This window comes from Pedococcus sp. P3_C7, assembly GCF_056402615.1.
In genome coordinates this window covers 322,213-349,197 of the sequence record NZ_JBFUHC010000006.1, presented here as the reverse complement: position 1 = coordinate 349,197, position 26,985 = coordinate 322,213, and the positions used below count along the sequence as shown (strand labels likewise).

Below are 26,985 nucleotides of genomic sequence, written 5' to 3'. Positions count from 1 at the left end.
GGCGGTCACCCGGGAAGGGGGTTGAGGTGACCGGGAGCTCAGGTTGCTGCGTGGACGCTGTGGGGTCAGCGGGTGGGCAGCGGGCCGTGGGTGCGGGTAGCGGTCACGACGTCGGTGATGGCGGTGACTGTCTGGGCGGCGCCGGTCGGGTCGGTGAGGAGCCCGACGTGGGACAGGTCCTCCACGGTGTGGCGGGAGTTGGTCGACAGGGCGGCCATCGCTTCCTGGGCGGCGCCCCAGCCCGGCTTGGCGTCGACGTTGTCCTTCGCAGTCAGCACGACCAGCGGGGTGTCCCCGAGGGTGGTCAGTGCCTGGGCCTGACGGAACGCGACGGGCAGCGCGGCCTGGTCAGCGCGGGTGTTCGCGAACCCTCGAGGGCTGTTCGTGAACGCGGCCACCTGCGCACCAGCGTTCCCGGGCAGTGACGGCCCACCCATCGCGGTGAGGGCGTGGCCGACGCCGAACCGGAACAGGGTCGGTGCAACGGCGAGGACGCGGCGCATGACCTGGTACTCACCGTTGAACGGCTTCACGAGCTCGACCTGTCGGGGGCTGGCGCTGTCGAGCAGGACGACACCGGAGACGTCGTTCGGGTACAGGTGGGTGTAGGTGAGGGCGTGGACGCCACCGCTGGAGTGCCCAGCGAGGACGAACGGCCCGCTCTCGCCGGCGGCGGCCAGGAGCTTGTGCAGGTCGGTCGCCGCGGTGGTGGCGTCGGCCGGGTTCGAGGAGTCGTCGCTCCAACCCTGACCGGCGCGGTCGTACGCACAGACACGGCTGGTTGAGGCAACGGCCGGCTGGACGCGCGCCCACAAGGGGGACGTCTCACCAAGACCGTTGAGCAGCACGACAGTGGGACCACCCGCGGTGCCGGTGCCGGTGCAGTTCAGGTGGAGGCGGTACCCGCCCACGTCGACGAGCTTGCCCGGCATCGGGCCAGCTTCGGTGCTGGGTGCCTTGGTCGTGGCCTGGTACAGGCCGCCGAGACCGGACAGGAGCATCGCGAGGGTGACCGGGTAGACCCACAGGCGGGCGCGGCCAGGGATGTCGTGGCCGGTGCGGCGCTCGATCCACACAGCCCCAATCACCAGGACAGGCGCCCACACCCACGCGAGGCGGGACATGGTCGGCTCTCCCGGGTTGACTGCTGCCAACACGACGCCGGCGGTCGCCATGACGGTGGCGGGCACGTACGCCCACCGCTGCGGGCGGGTCGTCTGGCGCGTCGTGAGAAAGGCGAGGATGGCCCACCCGGTGGCGAACGCGACCAGGGCGGCGCCGATGACGCGGGCCTCGGACGCGTCCGGTACGACACCGAAGACGAGTGCGGCGGCGCCGACCACGCCGGTGGCCATGGAGACGAAAGTGATGCGGCCCATCGGGCCGACCCGGGTGGCCGACGAGCTGGTCGCGACGTCGGTCGGGGTGGTGCGGGCGGTGGTGGTCATGGCGGTTTCCCCTTTCCTGGCCGTCCGGGAGTGGTCGGCCACAGGCACCACGGTCGCGGTGAACGGATGTGCTCGCCCCGGTCACATGGCCGGGATTGCCGCTCCTTGCTTGGTGCGTCATCGACGCCATGGACGGCGGGTTCCCGGCCTCTGTCCTGCGACTGTCGCCTCCACGCCCTGATGCCCGGGCCGCGGCCGCACCGGTTGCAGGCCGGCATACGTCTCGGGGCAGAACCCGGTCACTTGACCGGGGCGAACCAACCGTCTCCTGCGTCAACCTCGAAGCAGACCAACGCTGTGAAGAAGGAGCGCCACCATGAACGCCGACACCCGAGTGGGAACGCACGCGTGGACGATGCGCACCGGCGGCCACCTGCAACCCGCGGACACCCGCCGACTGCTCGTCGACCTCGCCCGCGCCCAGGCCACCAACGCCGTGGGTCGCCTTGCCCTGCTGACGCACCTGCACCCTGGCCGGAACGCGTACGTATCGCCCGCCCGCCTCGTTCCCCCGAGCTCGGCCTTGACGCGGGCAGCCACCGACGCCGCCACCAAGGTCCTGCCCACACCGCTGCTCAACCACAGCCAGCGCACCTACCAGTTCGGCCGCGCCATCGGCGAGCTCGAAGGAGTCGATGTCGACGCCGAGCTCCTGTACGCCGCAGCCCTGCTCCACGACACCGGCCTCGTCCTCGCCGACGGAGGCGACGACTTCACCCTCACCTCAGCTCGCATCGCCAGAGATGTCGCCGAACACGTCGGCCTGTCCACCGCCGCCACCGAAACCCTGCTGACCGCCATCACCATGCACCACAGCCCCCGCGTCACCCGCGACGCCGGCCCCGTCGCCTACCTGCTCTCCGCCGGCGCCGGTGTCGACGTCGTGGGCGTCCGCACCTGGCAGCTGCCGGCGGCCACCCTCACCGCCACCGTTCGCGACCACCCCCGCGACGGGTTCAAGAAGTACTTCACCCAGGCATGGGCGGACGAAGCAGCTCGCGTCCCACAGGGCCGCGCTCGCCTCCTACGCCGCTACGGCGCGTTCACCGCCGCCATCGCACTCGCCCCGTTCGACGAATGAACCCCTCACCCCACCACCCACCCCGCAAGTAAGGACCCAGTGACATGAAAGCCATCGTGCAAGACCACTACGGAAACGCCTCCTCGCTCCGGTTCGACGACATCGCCCGCCCCGAAGTTGGCGAGAACAAAGTGCTCGTCCAAGTCGTCGCCGCCGGCGTCGACCGCGGCGCCCTGCACTTCATGACCGGCCAGCCGTACCTCATGCGGCTCGGAACCGGGCTGCGAACCCCGCGAGTGCGCGTCCCCGGCGTCAGCTACGCCGGACGCATCGAAGCCATCGGGTCGAACGTGACCGGGTTCGCCGTCGGCGACGAGGTCTACGGGGCCGCCCGCGGCACGTACGCCGAGTATGTGGTCGCGTCACCAACCAAGATGGCGCACAAGCCCGCCGAGCTCACGTTCGAGCAAGCCGCCGTGCTGCCCTACGCCACGTTCGCCGCACTCCAGGCAGTCCAGGACCACGCCAAGGTGCAGCCGGGCGAACGCGTCCTGGTCGTCGGCGGCACCGGAGCCGTCGGCTCCATCGTCGTTCAAGCCGCCAAGGCAGCCGGCGCCGAAGTCACCGCAGTCACCGGACCCCGCAACCAGCAGACTGCCACCACTCTCGGCGCCGACCACGCCATCGACTACACCCAGGCCGACTTCACCGACGGCGCCCGCACGTACGACGTCATCATCGACGTGTTCGGGCGCACTGCCACCAGCCGACTACGCCGCGCCCTCACCCCCGGTGGCCGGCTCGTGATCGTCGGCGGCGAAGGCGACCGATGGGTCGGCGGCATCCAACGCCAGGCCGGCGCCGTGCTCCTCACCCCGTTCATCAGCCAAACGCTGCGAATGTTCGTCGCCAAGGAGAACACCGACACCCTCGAGCGCATGAACGACCTCCTCGCTGCGGGCAAGGTCCAGCCCCCGCAGATCCAGACCCACCAGCTCGTAGACGCAGCCAACGCAGTTGCCGCCCTGGAAGAGTCAGGAACACCGGGACGGCTCGTGCTCACCATCTGACCGAGCGCGGCGCACTCCTCACCAACCAGGAGGACGCACCAACAGGTCACGGCTGCGCCGATACGTCTCCTCGTCCACCTCGCCGCGCGCGAACCGCACGTCAAGCGCCTCCAAAGCCGCAGGGGAAGGCTGCGACGCCCGTTCTGTCGTCGTCCCCGCTTGCCAAGGTCGGGGGCGCACAGCCAGCACCACTGCCACAGTTCCGGCCACGAGGATGAGCAGCACGACCAGGCCGACCGCGCCCATCAGCCACCAGCCCCACCCGGCGTTGTCGTACATCATCGCGGGCCTCCTTCTGCTCGAACGCTCCCGGAACGGTCTCCCACCATCTTTGCGCCGGCGCCGATGGGACGGCAGGGACGAAGGGCCTGCTGCAAAGAGTCGTGCACACCACCTACAGCACCGCATCGCATTGAGCCTCCGGACGGAGATGACGGCCATGACCCTCCACACCAGCCCCAGCACCACGCCACTCCGTGCCACCAGCGGGCAACGTCTGGACACCTCCCTGCGTCGAGCCATCGAGGCGGTCGCGTTCGTGGCCACCTGGGTAACCGCCGGATACCTGCTCGGGCTCAGCTCCAACGGGTACCTGCTGCTTGGCATCCCGCTGACCGCCGCGTTCCAGCTGGGTGTGCGCCGCCGCCCGCTGCGCGAGCTGTTCGCCGGCGGCACGACCCGGTTCGCTCTGGACCGCAAAGGGGCCGCCATGGCAACCGTCCTTGCCATCACCCCCGGGTACTACGCAGCACAGGCGTTCACAGCCGGCGACTGGACCACATTCGGCTGGTACCTGGCCGCCATGGCCGGCGCCGTCGCCGCCGCCTTCTCCCTGCGCGCCAGCTCCCTCCGTGCCACCCTCCGCTCGGCGGCCCTGCCCGTCGCCGTCGGAGCTGTGGGCATGGCAACCGTCTACGGGGTGGTGCACGTTGCGACCGGGACGCCACTTCCCGCGATGGCTGCCCTCGCCGCCTTGGCCAAGTACACCGCCTTGTACTACCCGGCCACGTTCCTGCTCGAGGAAGTTGCGTTCCGCGGAGCCATCGACGCGCACGTGCACCATGACGGTGACACACGCCGCTGGCAGTCCGCCGTGTTCGTGTCCGCCCTCTGGGGGCTGTGGCACCTTCCGGTCTCCTCAGGCTTACCCCTGCCACTCATGGTCGTCGAGCTCGTTGTCGTCCATGTCGCAATCGGGGTGGGGCTGTCGTTGGCGTGGCGCCGCACCCGCAACCTGGGCGGTCCAGCGCTGGCGCACGCCGTCATCGACGCCGTCCGCAACGCCACCATGCTCGGGCTCTGATGCCGCACACCGAGCCGTCCGTCAGCGGTGCCCCTGCATCACCAGGTCATCAGGCGGTCGCCCTCGCCAAGATTTCTCACGGGCCGACGGCGTCGAGCTCTTCGACGTCGTCGAACAGCAGGATGCCGATGTGCTTGGTCGCAGCAGGATGGTTGGAGTCCATGGGGACGGTGGGGAAGGTCATGGCGAGTCCTTCGGTTTGGGCACAGTGTGCTTCGGTGAGTCCACGATGCGCCCTGGGTGGCGGGTCTCGTCCCCGTCAAAGTGCCGGTATGCCGCTCGCCCCGGCGGTACCGTCGGCTGGTGCTACACGGCCGCGAGCCCGAACGCGCGCACCTTGCCGCCCTGGTGGACCAAGCGCGCGCGGGAACCGGTGCCGTTCTGGTGGTGTTGGGAGAGCCCGGCGTTGGCAAGACCGCCCTGCTGCGCGATCTGACCGCTGTGGGCGAGCCCGCTCAGGGTGGGACAACGCGGGTGCTGCGCACCGCCGGCGTGGAGTCCGAGTCCCCCTTGCCGTATGCCGCGCTTTTCCGCCTGCTGCGTCCCGTCACGGACTTCGACCGGCTCCCGGCTCCGCAGGCGAGAGCATTGCGGGTCGCGTTCGGCCTCGAGGACGGACCCACCGTGGAGCCGTTCCTGGTCGGTGTTGCGACCCTGTCCGTGCTGACGGATGCAGCCGAACCAGACCAGCCGCTGCTGTGCGTGGTCGATGACGCGCACTGGCTCGACTCGGCGTCCGCGGACGCGCTGCTGTTCGCCGCCCGTCAGCTTGCCGCCGACCCCGTCGCCATGGTCTTCGCCGCCCGGACCGGTGACACGGCCGGACGAGCGTTCGCCGCTCCGGGGCTGCCCGTCCTCGAGGTCCGAGGTCTCGACGACACGGCGGCCCGCCAGCTCCTCGACGAACGCGGCGGCGACCCACTGCCCGGTGGCGTCGCCGAACGCCTCGTCCGCGACACCGGAGGAAACCCGCTGGCCCTGCTCGAACTGCCCACCGGGCTCACCTCCGCCCAGCTGCACGGCGAGGAGCCGCTGCCGCAACAGCTCACGTTGACCGCCGGTGTCGAACGCGCGTTCCTCGACCGGTGCCGTCGCCTACCCGAACAAGTCCAGACGCTGCTGCTGGTCGCCGCCGCCGATGCCACGGGCAGAGTCGCCACCGTCCGCCAAGCAGCAGCCACCCTCGGCGTCGACGCGACCGCGTGGACGGACGCCGAGAGGTCGAACCTGGTGACCATCACCGGCGACACCGTGTCGGTGCGGCACCCGTTGGTCCGATCGGCCGTGTACCAGGCAGCCACCAGCTACGAACAGCGACAGGTGCACCGCGCTCTGGCGGAGGCAGTTGGCGCCGACGACGCGGACCGCGCCACCTGGCACCGCGCCGCGGCCGCCGACGGACCCGACGTCGACGTCGCCGACGCCCTCCACGACGTCGCAGTGCGGGCCGAGCAACGCGGCGGTCACCTCGCTGCCGCCGACGCATTCGAACGCTCAGCCGCACTCACCGTCAGCGAGCCGGACCGCGCCACCCGTCTGTTCGGAGCCGCGCGCACCGCGTGGGCGGCCGGGCAAGCGGTCCGCGCGCGCACCCTCGCCTCCTCAGCTCGTGACCTCGCCTCTGACCCGTTACAGCGCGCAGACATCGACCGGCTCCGGGCCCGCATCGAGGTCAACGTCGGATCCGCCGTCGACGCCCATCGCATCTTCACCGTCGCGGCCCGAACCGTCGCCGACCACGACACCGGACGCGCCCTGGAGATGGCATGCGCCGCCGCCCTCAACCGCACTTACGGCGCCGACAGCGGAGCCACCCTTGGCACGGACGTCCTGACCCGACTGTTGACCCCGACCGAACAGGACACCCCGCGCACCACCTGCCTGCGACTCCTGCTCGCCACCCTGACCGCGTCCGGCGACCAGGACTGGGCCCGCGCCGCCCCCGCCCTCGAGCAGGCCCTTCAGGCTGGACGCGAGGTCGAGGACCTGGACGTGATGGGCAACCTCGGCAACACCGCACTGCACCTGGGCCATGACGAAGGCGCTCGCTTCTACTACTCCGCCATGGTGGCCACGGCCCGCGAGGCCGGTGCCGGCATGGTCGTCCTCTACGCCTTGGAACGGCTCATGTTCGGGCAGTTCCCGACCGGGCCGTGGACCCTCATGCGCAGATCGGTCGACGAAGCTCTGACCTTGGCGCGTAGCGTCGGCCAACCCACCCTGACTGCTGCACCACTGGCCTGTCTGACCCTGCTGGCTGCACTCACCGGCAACGACGACTTCGACCAGCACCTTGCTGTCCTCGAGGACGTCGCAGCCGCTCACCCGTTGGGCATCATGACCGGCCCAACGCACGACGTCACCCGATGGGCCAAGGGCACCCACGCCGCAGCCCAAGGCGATGCGGCAGCAGCGCTGCACCACCTGTCCGGAATGCGAGTCCCAGCCCTCCACCGGTTGGCAGTCGTCGACCGACTCGAAGCAGCCGTCCGCGCCGGCGACACCGCCCAGGCTCTCGCGTGGGTGGACGAGCTCGCCCCGTTCGCCACCGGGACCGGGCACCCATGGGCTCTCGGTGCCGTCGAGCTGGGCCGCGCCCTGACAACCTCCGACCCTGCCGACGCGACCGCGGCGTTCGAGCGGGCAGTCGACCACTACCGACGCGCCGCACGCCCGTATGACCTCGCGCGCACACAGCTCGCCTACGGAGAGTTCCTGCGCCGCACCAACCGCCGCGTCGATGCACGCACCCACCTGCGGGCAGCGCTGGAGACCTTCACCGACCTGGGCGCCGCCCCGCTGGTCGAGCGCGCCACCCAAGAGCTCCGCGCCTCCGGCGAAACCGCCCGCAAACGCGACCCGTCCACCCTGCTGGACCTGACGCCGATGGAGCTCAAGGTCGCCCAGCTGGTCAGCACCGGGCTGTCGAACAAGGACGTCGCCGCCCAGTGCTGGGTGTCACCCCGCACCGTCGCCTTCCACTTGCGCAACGTGTTCACCAAGGTCGGCGTCAGCTCGCGCACTGAGCTCGCCCAGCTCGACTTCAGCTGACGCTAGACGCCGTCCGGCTCGGGGGAACCGCACCCCGGCTTGTCCCTGCACATCCCGGCCATTTGACCGGCGTGAACCCTCGGCACTCCGACGACGGTAGGTGTCACCATCGCAACCTCGGCGGTGGGACCAGAAGCAGAGCTTCACCGACACCGCCCAAGGAGTTGTCATGCACGCCAAGCCCGCCGCCGAACCGCTCGCGGTCCACACTCCCACGCCCACCGCACCCACACCGCATACCCCCAGCACCACCCACCACGAGCACGCACCCACCCCCGCCCAACACGGGGACCCGGACGACGGCCCGCGCAAGTCCTGGGTCGTCCTGGCCCTGGCCCTCGCCGCCCAGATTCTCGTCGTCCTCGACATCTCCGTCGTCAACACCGCCCTACCGTCCATCGGACGCGACCTGCACCTGGACGGGTCCGACATGCAGTGGGTCGTCACCGCGTACCTGATGATGTCCGGTGGCGGGCTGCTGTTCGGTGGCCGCATCGCGGACCTGCTGTCGCGCAAGTGGGTGTTCCTGACGGGACTGACCATCTTCACCATCGCGTCCATCGTCAGCGGATTCGCTGGCAGCGCAACCGAGCTCATCGCCGCGCGCGCCGGCCAAGGGCTGTCCGCTGCCCTGATGACCCCGGCCGCGCTGTCCATCATCATGACCACGTACTCCGGAGCGCAGCGCCGCCTCGGACTCACGCTGTGGGGTGCCGTGGGGTCGCTCGGCGTCGCCGCCGGAGTCCTGCTCGGCGGTGCCCTCACCACCTGGGCCGGCTGGCAGACCATCTTCTTCATCAACGCCCCCATTGGCGCCGCCGCACTTCTGATCGGCCTCAAGGTCATCCCCGCCGCCACGACCTCGCGGGTCACCCTCAAGCAGTTCGACGTCGCGGGTGCCGTCACCGTCATCGGCAGCCTCGCCGCCCTCATCTACGGGCTCGGCGCCACCGAACAGCACGGCTGGCTCTCCGCCCGGGTACTCGTCGCGTTCGCCGTCTCGGCGGTCCTCGCGGTCGCGTTCAAGGTCCGGGAGAACAAGGCCGCGAACCCGCTCGTCCCGCCGCACACGTGGAAGGTGACGTCGCTCGTGTCCGGCACCACGGTCATGCTCGGCGTCACCGGCATCCTGGTCGGGACCGTATTCCTGGCCTCCATCTTCGTCCAGACCGTGATGGGCTACTCCGCCATCCGGGCAGGCGTCGCGTTCGTCCCGTTCGCCCTGGCCATCACTCTTGGCACCGTCGTGGCAAGGCACGCCATGGCTCACGGCACTCCGCGTGCCATCGCGGCCATCGGTCTCGTCGTCGTGGCTGGTGGTGCGGTCCTGCTCGCGCAGGCGTCAGCCGGTTCCGCCTTCGCCACCGGCGTCCTGCCCGGCCTGGCCATCATCGGCCTGGGCGTCGGCATGGTCTTCGCCCCAGTGTCCGTGACGGCGATGGCTGGCATCCCCTCCCAGCACGCCGGTCTGGCGTCCGGGTTCCTCATGACCGGACACGAGGTCGGTGCCGCCCTGGGCGTTGCCGTCCTGTCCGCCGTCGCCAGCACGGCCGGCAGCCTGGCCAGCGCGGCCGGCGTCGTGAACGGGTTCGGTCGCGGGTTCCTCGCAGCCGCAGGCATCGCCATGGTGCTCGCCGCCTTCGCCTACCTGAGGATGCCCGCCACCCGCGTCGAGGGCGGCGCAGGAATGCACATGCACCACTGAGCCGTCGTGCTGTGAGAGAAGGCCCGGACCACTGGTCCGGGCCTTCTCCTGTGCCACGTGGTGCAGGTATGCCGCGTGGCTGGGCAGTGCCCTGATGGCATGACTTCCTCCCTGCGGGAGTCATGCCACCACCTGCAGGCCTCACGCCACCGCGGGCAGCCGCTCTGCCAGGAACTGGCGCAGCGTCTCGCGGTCTCGCTCGTCGTACTGGCCCGGCCCGGCCACCAGGGCGGTCAGGCCGCTGGGCCGCAGCACGTGCATCCCGCCGACCTCGAGGTCGGCCACTGCCAGGGGCAGCAGGCCGTCGACGAAGCACAGGGCCCCGGTCACCGGCACATCGTCGATTCCCGCGGCGAGCAGGATCAGTCGCAGCACCTCGACGCGCTGAGCCACCGCCCTGACGGCTGCGGTCATGACCCGACCTCCGACCACGAGGTCGTCGGTGTCGGCGTCGGACTCGGCCGCCGGACGCACCTCGATGGAGGCGTTCTTGAAGTGCAGCGCATCGATGACGTAGACACCGCTGGCGCCGACCGCGATGTGCTCGATGGGGCCACGGCGACCCGGCACCCGCCGGTTGTGCAGAGACACCACGCCCTTGGCGTCAGCGGCCTCCAGGAGGGTGCGCACTGCCGCGTGCGACTTGCTGACCCGTGGCTGGGCCTGCTGGGTCCGGAAGGTTCGCACCGTCATCAGGCGGCTGAACAGACCTGCCCGCCGGCGGGGCGCCGCGGCCGGCATGCTCAGGTCCTGCGCCGCGGCAGCCTCGTGCCGTGACCGGCGCGTCTGCGTCTCCGCGATCTTCTCGGCGACCGACGGGGCGGCAGCTGAGGTGACGGCCGGACTGACAGGCGGGGGGACAGCCGGGGCGGCCGGGGTGACAGCCGAGGTGACAGCCGGGGCAACCGGCGAGGCTGCAGGCGGGGTGGCAGGCGGGGCCGCTGGCGGAGCCGACGGGCGTGGCCGCGCGAGGAACGCCGTGGGTGCCGCGACCGCGGGGCCGACGAGGTCGGCATCCGGCGCGGGCTCGACCCGGGGCTTGCGCCGCGGCAGGACGATCAGCTGCTCGGGCGGCGCCGCGTCCGTCCCCTCGAGGGGAGCCGGCCGGGAGAGCGGGGTCGACGACCACTCGGTCGGCACGTGGAGGATGTCGGGCGCAGAGGAGCGCCGCGTGGGTGCCGACCCGCCGCGGAGGGCCTCCAGCGTCGCCGCGATGACCAGCTCGTCCGCGGTCCAGCTCGCAGGCAGCACGGCGGAGCTCGCCCGTGGGGCGTCACGGTGTTCGCGCCCGGCTGGCTCGTTCGCCAGGCAGGTCAGGCACACGACTCGCTCCTGCGGCGGGACATACCCTGCCCGCTCGCCCGCAGCGACGAGCTCCCCACAGCCGCACACACCGGCGCGTTCCAATCTGACAATCTCAGGCACCATGGCGCCTACCCCCTTGGGTTCGAGATTGCCAATGTGGCACCCGACAGCATCACCACGCGTGTGTTTGCGTTCGATCTGGGCAGATTTGGGTACGGCACTCGTATACGTTTGGACGAATCAGGTAAGGACTTGCCCAATTCCCTCGTGCTGGGCCAAGCGCCGCCGTACAATAACGCGGCGCCAAGGGCTCATTGTCTCTTCCGTCCCTCAGGCCCCACCGCTACCAGGTAACTTCCTTGCAGCCGGTGTGCGTGTCCGGCTCGACCTGCAGGGTGGCGTGCTCGACACCGAACTGGCTTCGCATCACCTGCATGGCCTGGTCCAGCACCCCGTGCGAGTCGGCGTGTTCCGCGGTGACCAGATGGGCGGTCGCGACGTTCATGCCCGAGGTCAAGGTCCAGACGTGCAGGTCGTGGACGTCGCGCACCCCGGGGACGCCGGCGAGGGCCGCGGCAACGGTGTCGGCGTCCATGCCCGCCGGGGCGTGCTGCCCGAGGACCACCATGACCTCACGGCCCAGCATGACCGCCCGGACGGCCACGAAGGACGCGATGGCCAGCGCGATCCCGGTGTCCCACCACGCGCTCCCGGTCGCGGCGACCAGGACGCCGGCGGCGATGACGCCCACCGAACCAAGCGCGTCGGCCACCACCTCGAGGTAGGCGCCCTTGATGTTCAAGGACTCCGCGGCGCCGCCGCGCAGCAGCGTCAGGCAGACCAGGTTGACGACCAGTCCGACCGATCCGACGACGAGCAGCGGCCCCGATGAGATCTCGACCCCCGCGCCGACCCGCCGGATCGCCTCGAGGCCGATGTAGGCGGAGACACCGAGCATCAGCAGGACCGCCAGCCCGGAGGCGAAGACCTCGGCACGGTAGGACCCGAACGTCCGTCGACCGGTGGTGTCGGGTCGTGCCGCTATCCGGGTCGCGACGAGCGCCGCTCCCAGCGCGACGACATCGGCAGCCATGTGACCGGCATCGCTGAGCAGCGCCAAGGACCCGGAGACGAGCCCGGTGACCAGCTCGACGACGAAGAAGCCGGCCACGAGGACGAACGCGGTGCGCAGCCGCCAGCGGTGGGCCGCGCCCGGGTGACCGTGCGGGGGACCGTGCGAGTGGCCGCTCACGACGTCACGTCAGCGCCGGAGGCTGCGGTGGGCTCGCTCACGCAGCGCATGTCCCGATCGTACGTCACCGCGCGCGAGCCGGGCCCGGTGCTGGACGGTATGCCGTGTCGACGGCACGGCGTTCGCCGCGCGCCCGCACCGGGAGGTACTATCGACCTGTTCCGGCTCCCGGCCGTACCGCAACTCTGGCAACACCGCAGCTCTGGCAACTACTGAGCTCGAAGCCTGGCGGACCTCGATCCGTGGTCGTCGGTTGCATGCGTGGGCGAGCCGTCGGGGTCGGCGCGCCGATCTGTTCCAGCACCGCATACCGCGGAGCAGGCGGTCCTCCGGGTCCGCTCGGTTCGGCGTCCCACACCGCCCCGGCCGCGCGACTGCGCTGCACATGTCGTTCCGCTCGGCCCGCTCGTCGCGGGCATCCTGAGGAGGAGTTCTTGGCTCAGCGAGGCCAGCGCCAGTCCGGCGCCCAGCGCACCCAGCGACGCGGTCGCCCCCTCGACAACGAGGGGATCATCCCCGTGCTGGCGCGCGCCGTGCGCGAGGTCGAGGCCGACGCACAGCGAGGCCGCGTCAAGCCCGCCGGACGGGTGAAGTTCCAGGTCATCGGCCTCCTGGTGCGTGAGGAGCGCGCCCGGGTCAAGGCCGACGCCACCGCTACCACGGCCGAGCGTGAGGCCCAGCTGAAGCGGCTCGACGGTGTCGCGACGATCCTGGCCAAGACCGCAGCGAGGGACACCTCCTTGCTCGCCCTGCTCGCCGAGGACGCCGTCGTCAGCCAGACTGCCGCGGACCTGCGGCGCGACATGGTGCGGGCCGCCGGCCTGGAGCCGGAGCCTGAAGAGGCCGAGCCGGAGCCAGCTGCGGGCACGGCTGCGCCAGCCGAGCGTCGCGCGGTGCCGCAGTCGGTCGTCGCCCGGCAGCTCGCCAACCCGTTCCTCGCTCCCGACTTCAGCGCCGTCGCGCCTCGCAAGCCCACGACGGGTCGGCTGGCCAGCTGGGAGCTCCTCGGTCCGCTCTTCAGGGCCTTCGAGTACGGCGGGGACTCGTCCTGCATGTCCCTGCCGGAGCCGGTCAGCGTCCTGCGTGGGGCCGGTGAGCTCCAGCTCATGCACCACCAGGGCCAGGTCGTCGCGGCTGCGGCAGCCGGGCACCGCAGCTTCCTGCTCGCCGACGAACCCGGTCTGGGCAAGACGGCGCAGGCGCTGCTGGCCGCCCAGGCCGCGAACGCCTACCCGCTGCTGGTCGTCGTGCCCAACGTGGTCAAGGCCAACTGGGCCCACGAGGCCGAGCTCTGGACCCCGGGCCACCCCGCCACCGTGATCCACGGCAACGGTGACAACATCGACGGTTTCGCCGACATCGTCGTGGTCAACTACGAGGTCCTCGACCGCCACGTCGGATGGCTCGGCGACCTCGGGTTCCGGGGGATGGTCGTCGACGAGGCGCACTTCATCAAGAACAAGACCTCGCAGCGCTCTCAGCACGTCCTGCAGCTCGCGGAGCGGATCCGCACCCGCACCCCCAACCCGTTGCTCATGGCCCTCACCGGCACCCCCCTCATCAATGACATCGAGGACTTCAAGGCCATCTGGCAGTTCCTCGGCTGGATCGAGGAGAAGAAGCCGCGGCACGCGCTGATGGCCGCCCTCGAGGAGACCGGTCTGACCCCGGCCGACTCCGGCTTCTACGCCGCCGCGCGCACCAGCGTCATCGACCTCGGCATCGTCCGTCGTCGCAAGGTCGACGTGGCCGCCGACATCCCCGCCCGCCGCGTGGCAGACCTGCCGGTCGAGCTCGACGACGATGCCGGACGGTCGATCCGGGCCGCGGAGCAGGAGCTCGCGCGTCGCCTCGTCAAGCGCTACCGCGCCGCACTCGAAGCCCGCACGTCCGGAGTCGTCGTCGAAGGCATCGACCACGACCTCGTGCGCCGGGTGGCGACCTGGGAGCGAGAGGAGGGCAGCAAGGCCAAGTCCGGCGACAACGTGTTCACCGTGATGCGCCGGATCGGTCAGGCCAAGGCCGGGCTCGCCGCCGACTACGCGGGACAGCTCGCCCGGAGCGTCGGCAAGGTCGTGTTCTTCGCCAAGCACATCGACGTCATGGACGTCGCCGAGGAGACGTTCGCCCGGCGAGGGGTCAGGTACTCCTCGATCCGCGGCGACCAGACCCCCAAGGTGCGCAAGGCCAACATCGACGCCTTCGTCAACGATCCCGACGTCGCCATCGTCGTCTGCTCCCTCACGGCCGCCGGGGTGGGACTCAACCTGCAGGTCGCCTCCAACGTGGTGCTGGCCGAGCTGTCGTGGACCGCCGCCGAGCAGACCCAGGCCATCGACCGGGTCCACCGCATCGGTCAGGACGAGCCGGTCACCGCCTGGCGGATCATCGCCGCCCAGACGATCGACGCCAAGATCGCGCAGCTGATCGACAGCAAGGCGGGCCTCGCGGCGCGGGCCCTCGACGGCTCCGACGAGGAGGTCGGCTCCTCAGCGGACGTGCAGCTCGAGGCTCTCGTGGCGCTGCTCACCGACGCCTTGGCCGCCGAGCTCGAGGTCGACGCAGGGCTTGACGAAGTCACGGAGCAAGGGCCCGACGACGACCTCCTGACCACGGCGCTCGCGCACGAGGCCGCGGCGCCGGTTCCGACCATTGACCTGTTCTCAACGAGCGAGATGTCGGCCACTCAGTGACCGCGTCCGGTCGACGAGACACTGGGCGGGCCAACGGTCCTGCGTGACCTGGCCGCCCCTGACCGAGGCGGTCATCCCGACCGGACCTGACGGCAGGACGTTTCACTTCCCACAGATGCAGAGGTATGCCGGGTGGTGTCAGCCGGCGTCGGCGGTGCGCAGCCCCTCGGCCAGGCCGTGGGCTGCCGCCGTCACGGCGTGGCCCAGGGCGATGGTGCCCTGACCCACCTCGAACTGGGCGCCTCCGCCCACGTGCACGCTGAGGCGCGGCCGGGCGGCGTGGAGGGCCGCCACGGTCTCCCGCACGGCCAGGACGTCGGTCGCGGTCGGGACCCCGATGACGACGGCGCTGGGGTCGTGGTGCTTGACGACGGCCACCCAGTGCTGCGCGGGCAGGTCGGCGCCGAGGTAGACGACCTCGACCCCCGCGCGGCGCAGGAGGACGGAGAAGGCAAGGATGCCGAGCTCGTGGTGTGACCCGCGGGCCAGGCCGACGGCGACACGTGGGCCGCCCGACGCCGGGGGAGTGGCCTCCATCGCGGCTCCCAGCTTGCGGTGCAGGGTGGCGCTCACGACGTGCTCCCCGGCGACGTCCACGCGCCCGGCCTTCCACTGGTCCCCGAGCATCTGGAGGGCGGGCATCAGCCAGGTGTCCACGACCTGTTCGAGGCTTCCCGCCGCGAACGCCCGGTCCACAGCTGCGCCCACGGCTGCTGGGTCCATCTCGGCCGCCCCTCGGGCGAGCGCGGTGACATCCCAGGCTCCACGCGTCACCGGTGCGTCCGGGTCCGGGGCCGGTCCCGCGCCCTCGTGGTCCCCGCCCGCGTCGTACGCCTTGGAACCCTTCGAGCCCTTGGACGCCTTGGCGCCCCTGGAACCCGGCGCGCTCTCGGCCCCGTCGGTGCCGACCTGGTCGGTGTCGGTGAGGTACGCCTCCCACGGTTGGTGCTGCTCGTCGTCGGGGGAGTCGTTGCCGTCGGAGCGCAGGTGCTCCGCCGCCTGGCGCGGCGACCAGCCAGCGGCGACCAGGGCGGCCATCGCCCGGAGCAGCTGCAGCCCACGCTCGTCGTAGAGCCGGTAGCCACCCTCGGTGCGGACCGGTGTGACCAGGCCGTAGCGCCGCTCCCAGGCGCGCAAGGTGGCGGACGGTACGCCGGTCAGGCGAGCTGCGTGCCCAATCGTGTACACGCTGGCAGCGTCCCACACCGCGGGTGGGCGGCGTCCCGGATCGGCCCCGAGCAGGGCGAAATCGTTGTGCAAACCATGGACAACAATCGCCGATCGTCGCCGTCCCGGTGACAGGATGTCGCCATGAGCGAGCCGGTCCTGCCGCAGGTGGCGCCGGGCCGGATCGTCGGCGTCGACGTGGCACGAGCGCTCGCGCTCCTCGGGATGATGGCGACCCACATGCTCCCCGGCATCGAGGGCACCCACGTCCCGTGGCCACAGCAGCTGGCGGGAGGACGTGCGTCGGCCCTTTTCGCCGTCCTCGCCGGAGTCAGCGTGGCGTTGGTCAGCGGGCGCACGAGGCCGGTGCGAGGACGTGCCCGGTATGCCGCGTCCATCCGCCTCGTCGTCCGTGCCCTCTTCATCGGCGCGCTGGGCCTCCTGCTGGGACTCGTGCCCTCGGGCATCGCGGTGATCCTGGCGTTCTACGCCGTGCTGTTCCTGCTCGGCCTGCCCTTCCTCGGGCTGCGGGCCCCTGCCCTGGCCGCGCTCGCCGTCCTCTGGGCCCTCGTGGCGCCCGCCGCCTCCCTCGTGGTGCGGCCGCACCTGCCGGAACACGTCGTCGGCAGCCCCACGCCGGCGGCCCTGATGTCACCCCACCTGCTGCTCAACGAGCTCCTCCTCGTCGGCTACTACCCGGCCGTCGTGTGGCTCGCCTACCTCTTCGCCGGGATGGCGATGGGCCGAGTCGACCTGCGACGCAAGGGAGTTGACGTGTGGCTCCTCGCAGGCGGGGTGGTGCTGGCGGTGGCGGCGACCGTGGTCTCCAGGGCGCTTCTGGCCCGCCCGGACGCCGCAGCCGCGCTCGCATCGACCTATCCCGACGCGTCGGTCGGCTCGGACCCGGCCGCCCTGCACGCTGTCCTCACCCATGGCCTGCACGGCACGACGCCCACGGGGTCGTGGTGGTGGCTCGCCACGGTGGCGCCGCACTCCGGCACGCCCCTCGACCTCGCTCAGACCATCGGGAGCGCGATGGCCGTGCTCGGTCTGTGTCTGCTCGTGACGAGGGTCCAGCCCCGAGTGTGGGCGGCGGCCTTCGGCGCGGGCGCCATGACCCTGAGCCTCTACACCCTCCACGTGCTCCTGATGGGACGCGGCTGGTGGCCTGACCTCGAGACTCCCGACAGCTACGACGACCAGGTGCTCATCGTCCTGGGCATCGGAGCGGTCCTGGCCCTGATCCCCCTGCGGGGCCCGCTCGAGACCGTGGTGTCCCACCTCTCCCGCGCCGCGGCGGCGCCGTTGGGCGAGCCGGACCGGGCACCCAGCCCAGCGGCATACCGGCGACCGCGGCGGTGACCCAATCCACCGGGTCGGGCGCGCCGAATCACTGTCGACCCGTCACCCAGAACGGATGGACCACCATGTCTGCACCACGCCGCGCCGTCATCGGCAGCGGGATCGCCGGACTCGCTGCTGCGCACGTGCTGAGCACGCGCGGCCCGGTGACGCTGTACGAAGCCGACGCCCGCCTCGGCGGCCACGCCGACACCCACGAGGTGCAGGTGGACGGCCGGACGATCGGCGTCGACACCGGCTTCATCGTGCACAACGACCGCACGTATCCCACCCTGCTGCGCCTGTTCGCGGAGCTCGACATCGCGACGCAGGAGTCGGACATGAGCATGTCCGTGCGCGACGACGAGACAGGCCTGGAGTATGCCGGGGCGCGGGCCGCCCGAGGCCTGTTCCCGCGGGTGCGCAACCTGACCGATGTGGCCTACCTGCGCATGCTCACGGAGGTGAAGAAGTTCCACCGCGAGGCGCGGAGCGTGCTTGCCCGCGAAGCCACCGACGCGGGCCGCGACGAGACCCTCGGTTCCTTTGCCGCGCGCTGTGGCTTCAGCGCCTACTTCACCCGCCACTTCCTCGAGCCGGTCGTGGCAGCCGTCTGGTCGTGCGACCCGTCGGACTCGCTGCAGTACCCGGCCCGCTACCTCTTCGAGTTCCTCGACCACCACGGGATGCTCACCGTCTTCGGCTCGCCGACGTGGCGCACCGTGACCGGCGGTTCCCAGCGCTACGTCGAGGCGCTGGCCGCCGGGATCGCCGACATCCGGCTCTCGACCCCGGTGCGCTCCGTCGTCGAGACTCCTGACGGGGTCGTCGTGACGGACGCCCAGGGCCTCAGCGAGACGTTCGACTCCGTGGTGATCGCCGCCCACCCGCACCAGGCGCTGGCCATGCTGGCCGAGCCGTCGCAGGGACAACGCGACGTCCTGGGCGCGATCCGCTACTCGACCAACGTCGCCCAGCTGCACACGGACGAGTCGGTGCTGCCCAGGTCCACCGGGGCGCGTGCGTCGTGGAACTACTGGCGTCGAGCCGGGGCGGAGGGGACCGGCGTGCTGGTCACCTACGACCTCAGCCGCCTGCAGCGGCTCGACGTGGCGGACCGTCGCTTCCTCGTCACCCTGAACGGCGTGGACTGCGTGGACCAGGGCCTGGTCATCGACACCATGCACTACGAACACCCGCTCTACACGCCGGAATCCGTTGCAGCACAGCGCCGGCTGCCCGAGATCAACACCAGTCGGGTCGCCTTCGCCGGCGCCTACCACGGCTGGGGTTTCCACGAGGACGGCGCGCGCTCGGGCGTTGCCGCGGCCGCTGCCCTCGGAGTCCCCTGGGCCGCCGCCGCTGACGCCGCGGGTGACGCCGCCACTGCTGACGCCGCCACTGACGCCGTCGACAGCGAGATCGCCGTCGAGGTCGCCGACCTCGAGGACGTGGGTGCTCGATGAAGGCCTCGCCCTCGACGCGCATCTATGCGACCTCGATCATCCACACGCGCACGTCGCCGGTCCGGCACCGGTTCACGAACCGCAGCCACACCTGGCTGGTCGACCTGGACGACCTGCCGCGCCTGGGCATGCTCGGGGGGCTCGCCAGCTTCGAGTCGCGTGACCACCTCGGCGCGCCGGAGCGCAGCCTGCGCGAGAACCTGGACACCTTCCTCGCCACCCAGGGCGTGGACCTCGGCGGCGGTCAGATCCTCATGCTGACGATGCCCCGCGTCCTCGGTACGGTGTTCAACCCGATCAGCGTCTACTGGTGCCACACGGCGGACGGCCGGCTCGCCTGCAACGTCGTCGAGGTCCACAACACCTACGGCGACCGGCACGCCTACCTCGTGAACTCCGACGAGAACGGTCACGCCGAGGTCGACAAGGCGCTCTACGTCAGCCCGTTCAACGACGTGTCCGGCAGCTATCGGCTGACCATCCCGATGCCCCGCGACAAGGTCCACGTGCGCGTCGTCCTCGACCGTCCCGGCCAGGACCCGTTCGTGGCCGGCCTGCGCGGACGGGCGCTGCCCGTGCGGACGAGCACGGTCGTGAGGCTCGCCCTGACCCAACCACTCGAACCCCTTGCCGTCGCAGCGCGAATCCGCTGGCACGGCATCCGCCTGTGGTTGCGCCGCCTGCCGGTGCAGCCACGCCCTTCCCACCACCAGGAGGCAGTCCAGTGACCACCGCCACCGCAGGCCTGTCCACCCGGCCTGCCATCGACGCCAGCCGCTGGCCCGACCTGACCGCCCGGCGCGCCAAGGTGCGCCAAGCCGTCGAGGGCGCCGTCGCCCGCCGCATCTTCCTGTCCGCGGCCCGGCGACTGCCGGTCCGCATCCAGCTCGGTCGCGAGGCGATCGTGGGCGGGGCCGCCACCGACCCGCAGGCACCCCTGATGGTCCTCGACCGCCCGGACGCGTTCTTCGCAGCGCTCGGGGCGGGGGGCCTCATCGGCTTCGGCGAGTCCTACATGGCCGGCGACTGGCACGCCGACGACCTCGGCGGCCTGCTCGAGGTGTTCGCCGCCCAGATGGGCACCCTGATCCCCGAGCCCCTGCAGAAGCTCCGCGCCTTCTACGTCGCCCGGGCGCCGCACACCGAGCGGAACACGACGCAGAACACGCGCACCAACATCGCCCGGCACTACGACCTGTCCAACGACATGTTCGCCACCTTCCTCGACGCCACGCTGAGCTACTCCTCGGCCCTCTTCGCCGGTGACGAGCAGTCCGGCCGCCCGGTCGCGGGGGAGCGGGTCACCACCAGCACCCCAGCCCTGGCGCCCACCTGGGACCAGCTCGCTGACGCCCAGCGGCAGAAGGTCGACCGCATGCTCGACTCCGCCGGGGTCGCGGAAGGGACCCGCGTGCTGGAGATCGGCACGGGCTGGGGTGAGCTCGCGATCAGGGCTGCGGCCCGGGGCGCCACCGTCCTGTCTGTGACCCTCTCGAGTGAGCAGCAGGCGCTGGCCCGCGAGCGCATCGCAGCAGCCGGCTTCAGCGACGCCGTGTCGGTGGAGCTGCTGGACTACCGCCTCGTCGAGGGTGAGTTCGACGCCGTCGTGTCGGTCGAGATGATCGAGGCGGTCGGGCACCAGTACTGGGGCGAGTACTTCCGCAAGATCGACAGCGTGCTGGCCCCCGGCGGCAAGGTCGCCATCCAGGCGATCACCATGCCGCACGACCGGATGATGGCCACGAAGTACACCTACACGTGGATCAACAAGTACATCTTCCCCGGCGGCTTCCTGCCCTCGACCGAGGCGATCGTCGACGTCAACCGCGAGCACACCTCACTCCACGTCAGCGAACGGCTGTCCTTCGGGCAGCACTACGCCGAGACGCTGCGGCTGTGGGACGAGCGCTTCCTGGCCTCGCTCGCCCGGGTGCGCCAGCTGGGGTTCGACGAGGTGTTCGACCGCATGTGGCACTTCTACCTCGAGTACTCGCGGGCGGGCTTCCGCTCGGGCTACCTCGACGTCCAGCAGCTGGTGCTGGAGCGCGAGGGCGACCGATGACGACCGTCTACCGGGTCGAGAACCCCACTGTCAGCAAGGCATCCGGCGTCGCGGCCGAGCTCGCCACGGCGCTGGCGCCGCTCGTCGGCGGCGACCTGCCCGTGCGCCTCACGGCATGGGACGGGAGCGAGGCCGGCCCCGCCGACGCGCCGCACGTGACCATCCGCTCACCGCGCGCCCTGCGCCGGCTCCTGCGCCACCCCGGTGAGCTCGGGGCGGCCCAGGCCTACGTCACCGGTGAGCTCGACGTCGAGGGCGACCTCGACGCTGCCCTCACGCACGTGTGGTCCGTGGCGCAGCAGCGCCGGCTCAGCGGCATACGTCCCTCGCCTGCGGCCATCGCCGCGGTGCTCAAGGTCGCCCGGGGAGCCGGCGCGCTCGGGCTTCCGCTGCCGGCACCCGCCAGCCAGGCGGTGCTGAAGGGACGGCTGCACAGCGTCGGACGCGACCGTCAGGCGATCCACCACCACTACGACCTCTCCAACGACTTCTACCGCCTCATCCTCGACCCGCACCTGGCCTACTCGTGTGGCTACTGGCGTTCCACCGCAGCCGACTACACCGTCGAGGACGCGCAGCGCGACAAGTTCGAGCTCGTCGGGCACAAGCTCGGTCTGCGCCCCGGGTCGACCCTGCTCGACGTCGGCTGTGGCTGGGGCTCGATGAGCCTGTATGCCGCGGAGCACTTCGGCGCGCAGGTCACCGGGGTGACCATCGCGGCCGAGCAGAAGAAGTTCATCGACGCGCGGATCGCCGAGCGGGGACTGCAGGATCGCGTGGAGATCCGGCTCCAGGACTACCGCGAGGTGCCCGACGAAGGCTTCGACGCCGTCGTGTCCCTGGAGATGGGCGAGCACGTGGGGCAACGCAACTACGCGACGTATGCCGCGGTGCTGCACGCCCGCGTCCGTCCCGGTGGGCGCGTGCTCGTGCAGCAGATGTCCCGCCGTGGGCGCCATCCCGGTGGAGGGCCCTTCATCGAGTCCTTCATCGCCCCCGACATGCACATGCATCCCGTGGGCGAAACCGTTGACCTCATTGAGAGTTCGGGTCTTGAGGTGCGCGACGTGCATGCCCTGCGCGAGCACTACGTTCGCACGGTGGCCGCGTGGCACCGCACCTTCGAGGGCAACTTCGACCAGGTCGTCGCCCTCGTCGGCGAGGAGGTGGCCCGCGTCTGGCGGCTCTACCTCGTCGGTGGGGCGATGGCCTTCCGCGACGGCCGGATGGGTGTCGACCAGATCCTCGCCGTGCGGCCCGACCACGGAGAGTCCCAGCTGGAGCCGGTGCGTCCGGCGCAGTGGTCATGATGTTCGAGACCTCGAACTTCCTTGTGGTGACGGCCTTTTCGCTGCTCGCCGTGGTGCTGCTCATGGCGGTGACCGCGGTCGAGGGCCACCGACAGGGCCGGGTCAGCGTCGTCGACACGACGTGGGGGCTGGGCTTCGTCGTCGTGGCTGCCGTTGCGGCCGTCGTCGGTGACGGCGCTGGTTGGCGTCGCCTGGCCCTGCTCCTCGTGGTGTCCGTCTGGGGCCTGCGGCTGGCGTGGCACATGCACCGGCGCAACAGCGGCAAGGGCGAGGACCCGCGCTACGCGCAGATGCTGGCGCAGGAGAAGGGCAACCCCACGTGGGTGGCCATCCGCAAGGTGTATGCAATCCAGGGGCTCGCGGTGTGGTTCGTCTCGCTCCCCATCCAGGTCAGCGCGGCCAGTGGCCGGGGCGTGGTCCCCGTGGCGGTCCTGGGACTCCTGGTCTGGTTCGTGGGAGTCACCTTCGAGTCGCTGGGGGACAAGCAGCTGAAGGACTTCAAGGCCGACCCTGCCAACAAGGGGAAGGTCATGGACCGCGGCCTCTGGTCCTGGACCCGGCACCCCAACTACTTCGGTGACTCGTGCGTCTGGTGGGGGATCTGGCTGGTCGCGGCCAGCGCCTGGCCGGGCGTCCTCACCGCGCTGTCTCCCGTGGCGATGACCTACTTCCTCGTCTTCGCGACCGGGGCCCGGCTCCTCGAGCAGCACATGGCCGAACGGCCCGGCTACGCCGAGTACCAGCAACGCACCAGCTACTTCCTGCCGCGCCCACCCCGACGCCCATCCCGACGCTGACGACGTCAGACAGGACCACTCGGGGCCAAACACGCGCAAACCCGGATCCGAGCGGCTACTGTCCTCGGTTGGCGAGCAAGTAGCCACGGAACCGGGTCGAGCGGAGGTGGAGGCCAGTGGACGAAGCCCACATGGACGCCACCGTCGCCGCGGCGAGGGCTGGTGACCGTGCCGCCTTCGGGCAGCTGTGGCAAGAACTCTCCCCCCGCGTGGCCGCCTACCTCCGTTCGCACGGCGTCCCCGACGCCGAGGACGTCACGAGCGAGGTCTTCCTCGCCGTGTTCCGGCAGGTGGGTCGATTCTCGGGCGGGGGCGCAGCCTTCCGCGCCCTGGTCTTCACCGTCGCCCACCGCAGGCAGGTGGACTGGCACCGGCAGCGGGCGCGCCGTGGGTCGTGGCTGTCCCTGGACGAGGCGGGAGCAGACCCCGCAGTGCCGTCTGCCGAGAGCGCGGCGCTGGCCCTGATCGCGCAGGAGCGGGTGGTCGAGGTGCTGGACACCCTCACTCCGGACCAGCGAGCCGTGCTCACGCTCCGGGTGGTGGCCGATCTCAGCCTCGAGGACACCGCGGCCGTCCTCGGCAAGGACCTCGGCGCCGTGAAGTCGCTGCAGCACCGGGCGCTGTCACGCCTGCGGCGAAAGCTTTCGCCAGAGCCGTATCCCTGGGACGCCCTTGCGCGATTGAACCCCCGACATGCCTGAGCCCGAAGACACCAGCCCCAGCGGACTGCACCTGCCCGCGAGCGACCCGGCGGCCTCCGCCGTCGAGTCGCTGCGCGCCATGGCGTCCCACGGGCCGGTGGAGCCCAGCCCCGAGCTGCTGGCGTTCTTCGACGACCCCGCCGGTCAGGGCCCGGGCGCCACCCCCCACTCAAGGAGTGAACTCGTGACCGTTGTCCGACTTCCCATTCGCCGTGCCGGCCGCGTCGCCGTGGCCGTCGGCGCCGCCCTCGCCCTCGCAGCCCTCGGTGGCGCCGCCGTGGCCGCGACCGGTGGCGGCCAGGACCGTGAGCCGGCGCAGGTGCAGCAGGACGACCCGAGCGACACCACCACGACGACGTCGTCGACCGAGACCGAGACCGAGACCGAGACCGACTCCACCGAGACCGAGACGGCCACGGATGAGTCCGAGGAGTCCGAGACCACTGACGCGGGCGACGAGGGCACCTCGACGCACACGGCCAACCCGATCGCCTCGGCCAACCACCATGACGGTGTCGGCAGCGACGACGAGCACGCCGACGTCCGCGGGGGTGGCGAGGTCGACCACCACGCCGAGCACACCCCGAAGGCCCACCCGACCAGTGGCGACGACGCTGACGAGAACGACGACGATCAGGGTGAGGACCAGCAGGGCGGGGACGACCAGGGCGACGGCGCTCAGGCTCCTTCCTCGGAGCGTGGCGGCGGCTCGCACGGCCACTGACTCGCAGGAACGGTGAGTCGCACCCCCACTGAGCACACCTGACCCGGTGGCTGCCCCGCACTCCGCGGGGCAGCCACCATCCCGCGTTCGCAGGACTGCCGGGCTAGAGTCCGCCCGTGGAATGTCTGTTCTGCCGGATCATCGACGGCGCCCTGCCTGCGACCGTGGTGCTCGACGAACCGTTCACGCTGGGCTTCCTCGACACCAGGCCGGTCTTCAAGGGACACGTCCTGCTCGTCCCCAAGATCCACGTCGACACGCTCGTCGACCTGCCCGCGGAGTTGCTTCCCGTGCTGATGGGAGCGGCTCAGCGGCTGTCAGGAGCCGTAGTGGGCGGCCTGGGAGCGCAGGGGTCCTTCGTCGCGGTCAACAACGTGGTGTCGCAGTCGGTCCCGCACCTGCACGTGCACGTGGTGCCGCGCACAAAGGGCGACGGACTGCGCGGCTTCTTCTGGCCGCGCACCAAGTACGCCTCGGACACCGAGGCGCAGGAGTATGCCGCGCGGCTGGCTGCAGCCCTCCCGCCCCCGCCCGACTGACCCGCCTACACCCGCGAGTCTGAAGGATCTGCCGGGCCAGGACCCCCACGATCCTTCAGGGTCGGGCGCGGGGCGTGGTCGCCTGTCAGCCGGGGCTGGCAGGATCGGCAGCGTGCGCAGCCACACCGTGACGCCCTCGCCCATCGGCGAGCTGACCCTCGTGGCCGAGGACGGTGCCCTCGTCGGGTGCTTCATGGCGCTGCCCGACCGCGACCCGTCCGACGAGGTCCTGGGCGTGCCCGCCGAGGACGGTTCGGCCGACCCGGTGCTGGGGGAGGCCGAGACCCAGCTCGCCGAGTACTTCGCGCGACAGCGGACCGAGTTCACGCTGCCGCTGGCGCCCAGGGGCGACGTCTTCCAGCAGCAGGTCTGGGCTCTCCTGCGCGAGATCCCCTATGGCCGGACCCGCAGCTACGGCGACCTCGCGCGGGCGCTGGGAGACGTCAACCTGAGCCAGCGAGTCGGGTGGGCCAACGGTCGCAACCCCCTCGGCATCATCGTCCCGTGCCACCGGGTCATCGGCGCCGACGGCAGCCTGGTGGGCTACGCCGGGGGCCTCGAGCGCAAACGCTTCCTGCTCGCCCTGGAGGAACCTCCCGCGGTCGAGGCCGATCGCCTCTTCTGAGGGTCGATGGCGCTCGCCAGGTTGAGTCCAGTGGGGTTTGTGCCCGTTTGGTGATCGTCCGTTCGTCTGTCATCCGCCCGAAGTGCCCCCACGGACCCGTCCTGAGCAGGGACGATGCCGGACGGAAGGAGGCGGCCCATGCGCAGGTATCACGCGGGCCCGGCGGTGGTAGCCGTGGCGGCGATGGCGGTGCTCAGCGCCTCCGCGCCCCTCGCCTCGGCTGATCCGGCGCAGGCGTCCTCGCGCCCGAACCTGCGACAGGCCCTCCTCCTCGAGACGGTCCCCGCGCTGTTCTCCTCCGACGACCTCGCCCCGAGCGAGGCAGTGGCCCGGTTCGGTGCCAGGACCGCCCTGTCCGTGGCCCCGAGCCCCGCGATGGCGAAGCCGAAGCGACCGCCCAGCAAGGGGACCGTGGGGAGCTCGCCGCCCGCGGGGACCCCCCAAGCCGTGCTCGCCGCGGCATACCGCAAGGCGGTGGCTCGTGCTCCCCGCGCGTGCCACCTGCAGGTGGCCCACCTGGCCGCCATCGGCCAGGTCGAGTCGGGCTCGATCGGCGGCCGCTCGGTGACAGCCGACCATCGGGTCACGCCCGCGATCTACGGCCCGCTGCTCGACGGCGGCCCTTTCGCCGTGATCCACGACAGCGACGGAGGTGCCGTCGACGGGGCCTCCGACTACGACCGGGCGGTGGGTCCACTGCAGTTCCTGCCCGGCTCGTGGAGCTGGGCCGGCCGCGACGGGGACGGCGACGGCCGACGTGACCCGCAGAACGTCTTCGACGCGGCGTCCGCCACCGCCGGATACCTGTGCCAGGGCGGCCGCAACCTCGCTCGCCCCGGCGACCTGCGCAGCGCCGTGCTGTCCTACAACCAGTCGGGCGCCTATCACTCGGCCGTGCTGGAGTGGGTTTCCTACTTCCAGCGCCACGGTCTGGCCGCGCTGGTCACCGTGGCGTTCCGGGTGGGGTCGGGGGGACGGGCCAGCGCCATGACCGTCCAGACCCCGGATCCCAGCCCGCCCAAGAGCGCGCCGACGACGACCGCCGCGAGGACGCCGTCGGCCGGATCCGGCGCCGCCACCGGCTCGGCCGCCACGGCGACACCGACGGGCACCCCCACGACTCCGGCGACCGATGCCCCCACGCCTACGCCCTCCGCCGCGCCCTCTCCGGACCCGACGCCGGCGCCTTCCCCGTCGACGACCACCCCCGATCCCGTCCCGGAGCCGACAGCCACCACTCCGTGAGACGGGCAGCGTGATGCGCGTCGCACTCCGTGCTCAGGTGCGCCGAGGCGGCATACCGACGCGGCTAGGGTGGTTGACGTAAGAGGCTGCTTGACTCACAGCAGCCTGGATATCCGTAGAGCACGCGTCAGCGAGGACGGCACACCCACGGGGTGGCCGT

At 71.2% G+C, this 26,985-nt stretch carries 22 protein-coding genes; 17 read left to right on the top strand and 5 right to left on the bottom strand.

Features of this window, described 5'->3' with window-relative positions:
* Positions 1-65: 65 nt before the first annotated feature.
* Entirely contained in the window at positions 66-1,448 is a 1,383-nt protein-coding gene (locus AC1DS4_RS09950) for an alpha/beta fold hydrolase (protein WP_477632411.1), read from the bottom strand.
* A gap of 316 nt (positions 1,449-1,764) precedes the next feature.
* Here AC1DS4_RS09950 and AC1DS4_RS09945 point away from each other — a divergent pair, with 316 nt between their 5' ends.
* Together AC1DS4_RS09945 and AC1DS4_RS09940 are read left to right on the top strand one after the other, a co-directional pair.
* Complete coding sequence (locus tag AC1DS4_RS09945; protein WP_477632412.1) at positions 1,765-2,529, top strand: HD domain-containing protein; 765 nt, start codon at positions 1,765-1,767, stop codon at positions 2,527-2,529.
* 44 nt (positions 2,530-2,573) lie between these two features.
* Positions 2,574-3,539: an NAD(P)-dependent alcohol dehydrogenase gene (locus AC1DS4_RS09940; protein ID WP_477632413.1), complete on the top strand. Its 966-nt coding sequence runs from the start codon at positions 2,574-2,576 to the stop codon at positions 3,537-3,539.
* Positions 3,540-3,557: 18 nt separating this feature from the next.
* Here the strand turns inward: AC1DS4_RS09940 and AC1DS4_RS09935 are convergent, their stop codons facing one another.
* Positions 3,558-3,821 (bottom strand): SHOCT domain-containing protein, encoded by a 264-nt coding sequence (locus tag AC1DS4_RS09935; protein ID WP_477623204.1) that lies wholly within the window; start codon positions 3,819-3,821, stop codon positions 3,558-3,560.
* Positions 3,822-3,978: 157 nt separating this feature from the next.
* On the opposite strand from AC1DS4_RS09935, the gene AC1DS4_RS09930 reads away from it, so the two are divergent.
* The 3 genes from AC1DS4_RS09930 (at position 3,979) to AC1DS4_RS09920 (ending at position 9,598) form a co-directional block, all read left to right on the top strand.
* On the top strand, positions 3,979-4,842 hold the full coding sequence (locus AC1DS4_RS09930) for a CPBP family intramembrane glutamic endopeptidase (RefSeq protein WP_477632414.1): 864 nt from the start codon (positions 3,979-3,981) through the stop codon (positions 4,840-4,842).
* A 303-nt stretch (positions 4,843-5,145) separates the two neighbouring features.
* Complete coding sequence (locus AC1DS4_RS09925; protein WP_477632415.1) at positions 5,146-7,893, top strand: helix-turn-helix transcriptional regulator; 2,748 nt, start codon at positions 5,146-5,148, stop codon at positions 7,891-7,893.
* Positions 7,894-8,062: 169 nt separating this feature from the next.
* Positions 8,063-9,598, top strand: a complete 1,536-nt coding sequence (locus AC1DS4_RS09920) for an MFS transporter (protein ID WP_477615906.1) — start codon at positions 8,063-8,065, stop codon at positions 9,596-9,598.
* A gap of 141 nt (positions 9,599-9,739) precedes the next feature.
* Here AC1DS4_RS09920 and AC1DS4_RS09915 read toward each other — a convergent pair whose 3' ends face one another.
* Positions 9,740-11,023, bottom strand: a complete 1,284-nt coding sequence (locus AC1DS4_RS09915) for a nuclease-related domain-containing protein (RefSeq protein ID WP_477632416.1) — start codon at positions 11,021-11,023, stop codon at positions 9,740-9,742.
* Between the two features lie 223 nt (positions 11,024-11,246).
* On the bottom strand, positions 11,247-12,155 hold the full coding sequence (locus AC1DS4_RS09910) for a cation diffusion facilitator family transporter (protein WP_477632417.1): 909 nt from the start codon (positions 12,153-12,155) through the stop codon (positions 11,247-11,249).
* A gap of 434 nt (positions 12,156-12,589) precedes the next feature.
* Between AC1DS4_RS09910 and AC1DS4_RS09905 the strand changes: the two genes are divergently transcribed.
* Positions 12,590-14,848, top strand: coding sequence for a DEAD/DEAH box helicase (locus tag AC1DS4_RS09905; RefSeq protein ID WP_477632418.1), 2,259 nt, complete (start codon positions 12,590-12,592; stop codon positions 14,846-14,848).
* Positions 14,849-14,986: 138 nt separating this feature from the next.
* On the opposite strand, the gene AC1DS4_RS09900 is transcribed toward AC1DS4_RS09905, so the two are convergent.
* Positions 14,987-16,036: a MerR family transcriptional regulator gene (locus AC1DS4_RS09900; RefSeq protein ID WP_477623211.1), complete on the bottom strand. Its 1,050-nt coding sequence runs from the start codon at positions 16,034-16,036 to the stop codon at positions 14,987-14,989.
* Between the two features lie 123 nt (positions 16,037-16,159).
* Here AC1DS4_RS09900 and AC1DS4_RS09895 point away from each other — a divergent pair, with 123 nt between their 5' ends.
* The 11 genes from AC1DS4_RS09895 to AC1DS4_RS09845 all read left to right on the top strand — a co-directional run bounded on the left by AC1DS4_RS09895 (position 16,160) and on the right by AC1DS4_RS09845 (position 26,825).
* The gene (locus AC1DS4_RS09895) at positions 16,160-17,377 is read left to right on the top strand and encodes a heparan-alpha-glucosaminide N-acetyltransferase domain-containing protein (protein WP_477632419.1); all 1,218 of its coding nucleotides are present in this window, start codon (positions 16,160-16,162) and stop codon (positions 17,375-17,377) included.
* 65 nt (positions 17,378-17,442) lie between these two features.
* Positions 17,443-18,822 carry an NAD(P)/FAD-dependent oxidoreductase gene (locus AC1DS4_RS09890; RefSeq protein ID WP_477646031.1) on the top strand — a complete coding sequence of 460 codons (1,380 nt, stop codon included), beginning with the start codon at positions 17,443-17,445 and terminating at the stop codon, positions 18,820-18,822.
* Complete coding sequence (locus tag AC1DS4_RS09885; RefSeq protein ID WP_477632421.1) at positions 18,819-19,550, top strand: DUF1365 domain-containing protein; 732 nt, start codon at positions 18,819-18,821, stop codon at positions 19,548-19,550. Before AC1DS4_RS09890 ends, AC1DS4_RS09885 begins: the two co-directional genes overlap by 4 nt.
* A complete protein-coding gene (locus tag AC1DS4_RS09880; RefSeq protein WP_477632422.1) occupies positions 19,547-20,884 on the top strand; it encodes a class I SAM-dependent methyltransferase in 1,338 nt (445 codons plus the stop codon). The genes AC1DS4_RS09885 and AC1DS4_RS09880 overlap by 4 nt, the downstream gene beginning before the upstream one ends.
* Positions 20,881-22,194: a class I SAM-dependent methyltransferase gene (locus AC1DS4_RS09875; protein ID WP_477632423.1), complete on the top strand. Its 1,314-nt coding sequence runs from the start codon at positions 20,881-20,883 to the stop codon at positions 22,192-22,194. Before AC1DS4_RS09880 ends, AC1DS4_RS09875 begins: the two co-directional genes overlap by 4 nt.
* Entirely contained in the window at positions 22,194-22,991 is a 798-nt protein-coding gene (locus AC1DS4_RS09870; protein ID WP_477632424.1) for a DUF1295 domain-containing protein, read from the top strand. The genes AC1DS4_RS09875 and AC1DS4_RS09870 overlap by 1 nt, the downstream gene beginning before the upstream one ends.
* A 116-nt stretch (positions 22,992-23,107) precedes the next feature.
* Positions 23,108-23,692, top strand: a complete 585-nt coding sequence (locus tag AC1DS4_RS09865; RefSeq protein ID WP_477623218.1) for an RNA polymerase sigma factor — start codon at positions 23,108-23,110, stop codon at positions 23,690-23,692.
* Positions 23,685-24,416, top strand: a complete 732-nt coding sequence (locus AC1DS4_RS09860) for a hypothetical protein (RefSeq protein ID WP_477623219.1) — start codon at positions 23,685-23,687, stop codon at positions 24,414-24,416. Before AC1DS4_RS09865 ends, AC1DS4_RS09860 begins: the two co-directional genes overlap by 8 nt.
* Positions 24,417-24,532: 116 nt before the next feature.
* Positions 24,533-24,955 (top strand): HIT family protein, encoded by a 423-nt coding sequence (locus AC1DS4_RS09855; protein WP_477632425.1) that lies wholly within the window; start codon positions 24,533-24,535, stop codon positions 24,953-24,955.
* A 112-nt stretch (positions 24,956-25,067) separates the two neighbouring features.
* Positions 25,068-25,580 carry a methylated-DNA--[protein]-cysteine S-methyltransferase gene (locus tag AC1DS4_RS09850; protein ID WP_477632426.1) on the top strand — a complete coding sequence of 171 codons (513 nt, stop codon included), beginning with the start codon at positions 25,068-25,070 and terminating at the stop codon, positions 25,578-25,580.
* Positions 25,581-25,718: 138 nt separating this feature from the next.
* Positions 25,719-26,825 carry a lytic murein transglycosylase gene (locus tag AC1DS4_RS09845; protein WP_477632427.1) on the top strand — a complete coding sequence of 369 codons (1,107 nt, stop codon included), beginning with the start codon at positions 25,719-25,721 and terminating at the stop codon, positions 26,823-26,825.
* The last annotated feature ends 160 nt before the right edge of the window (positions 26,826-26,985 follow it).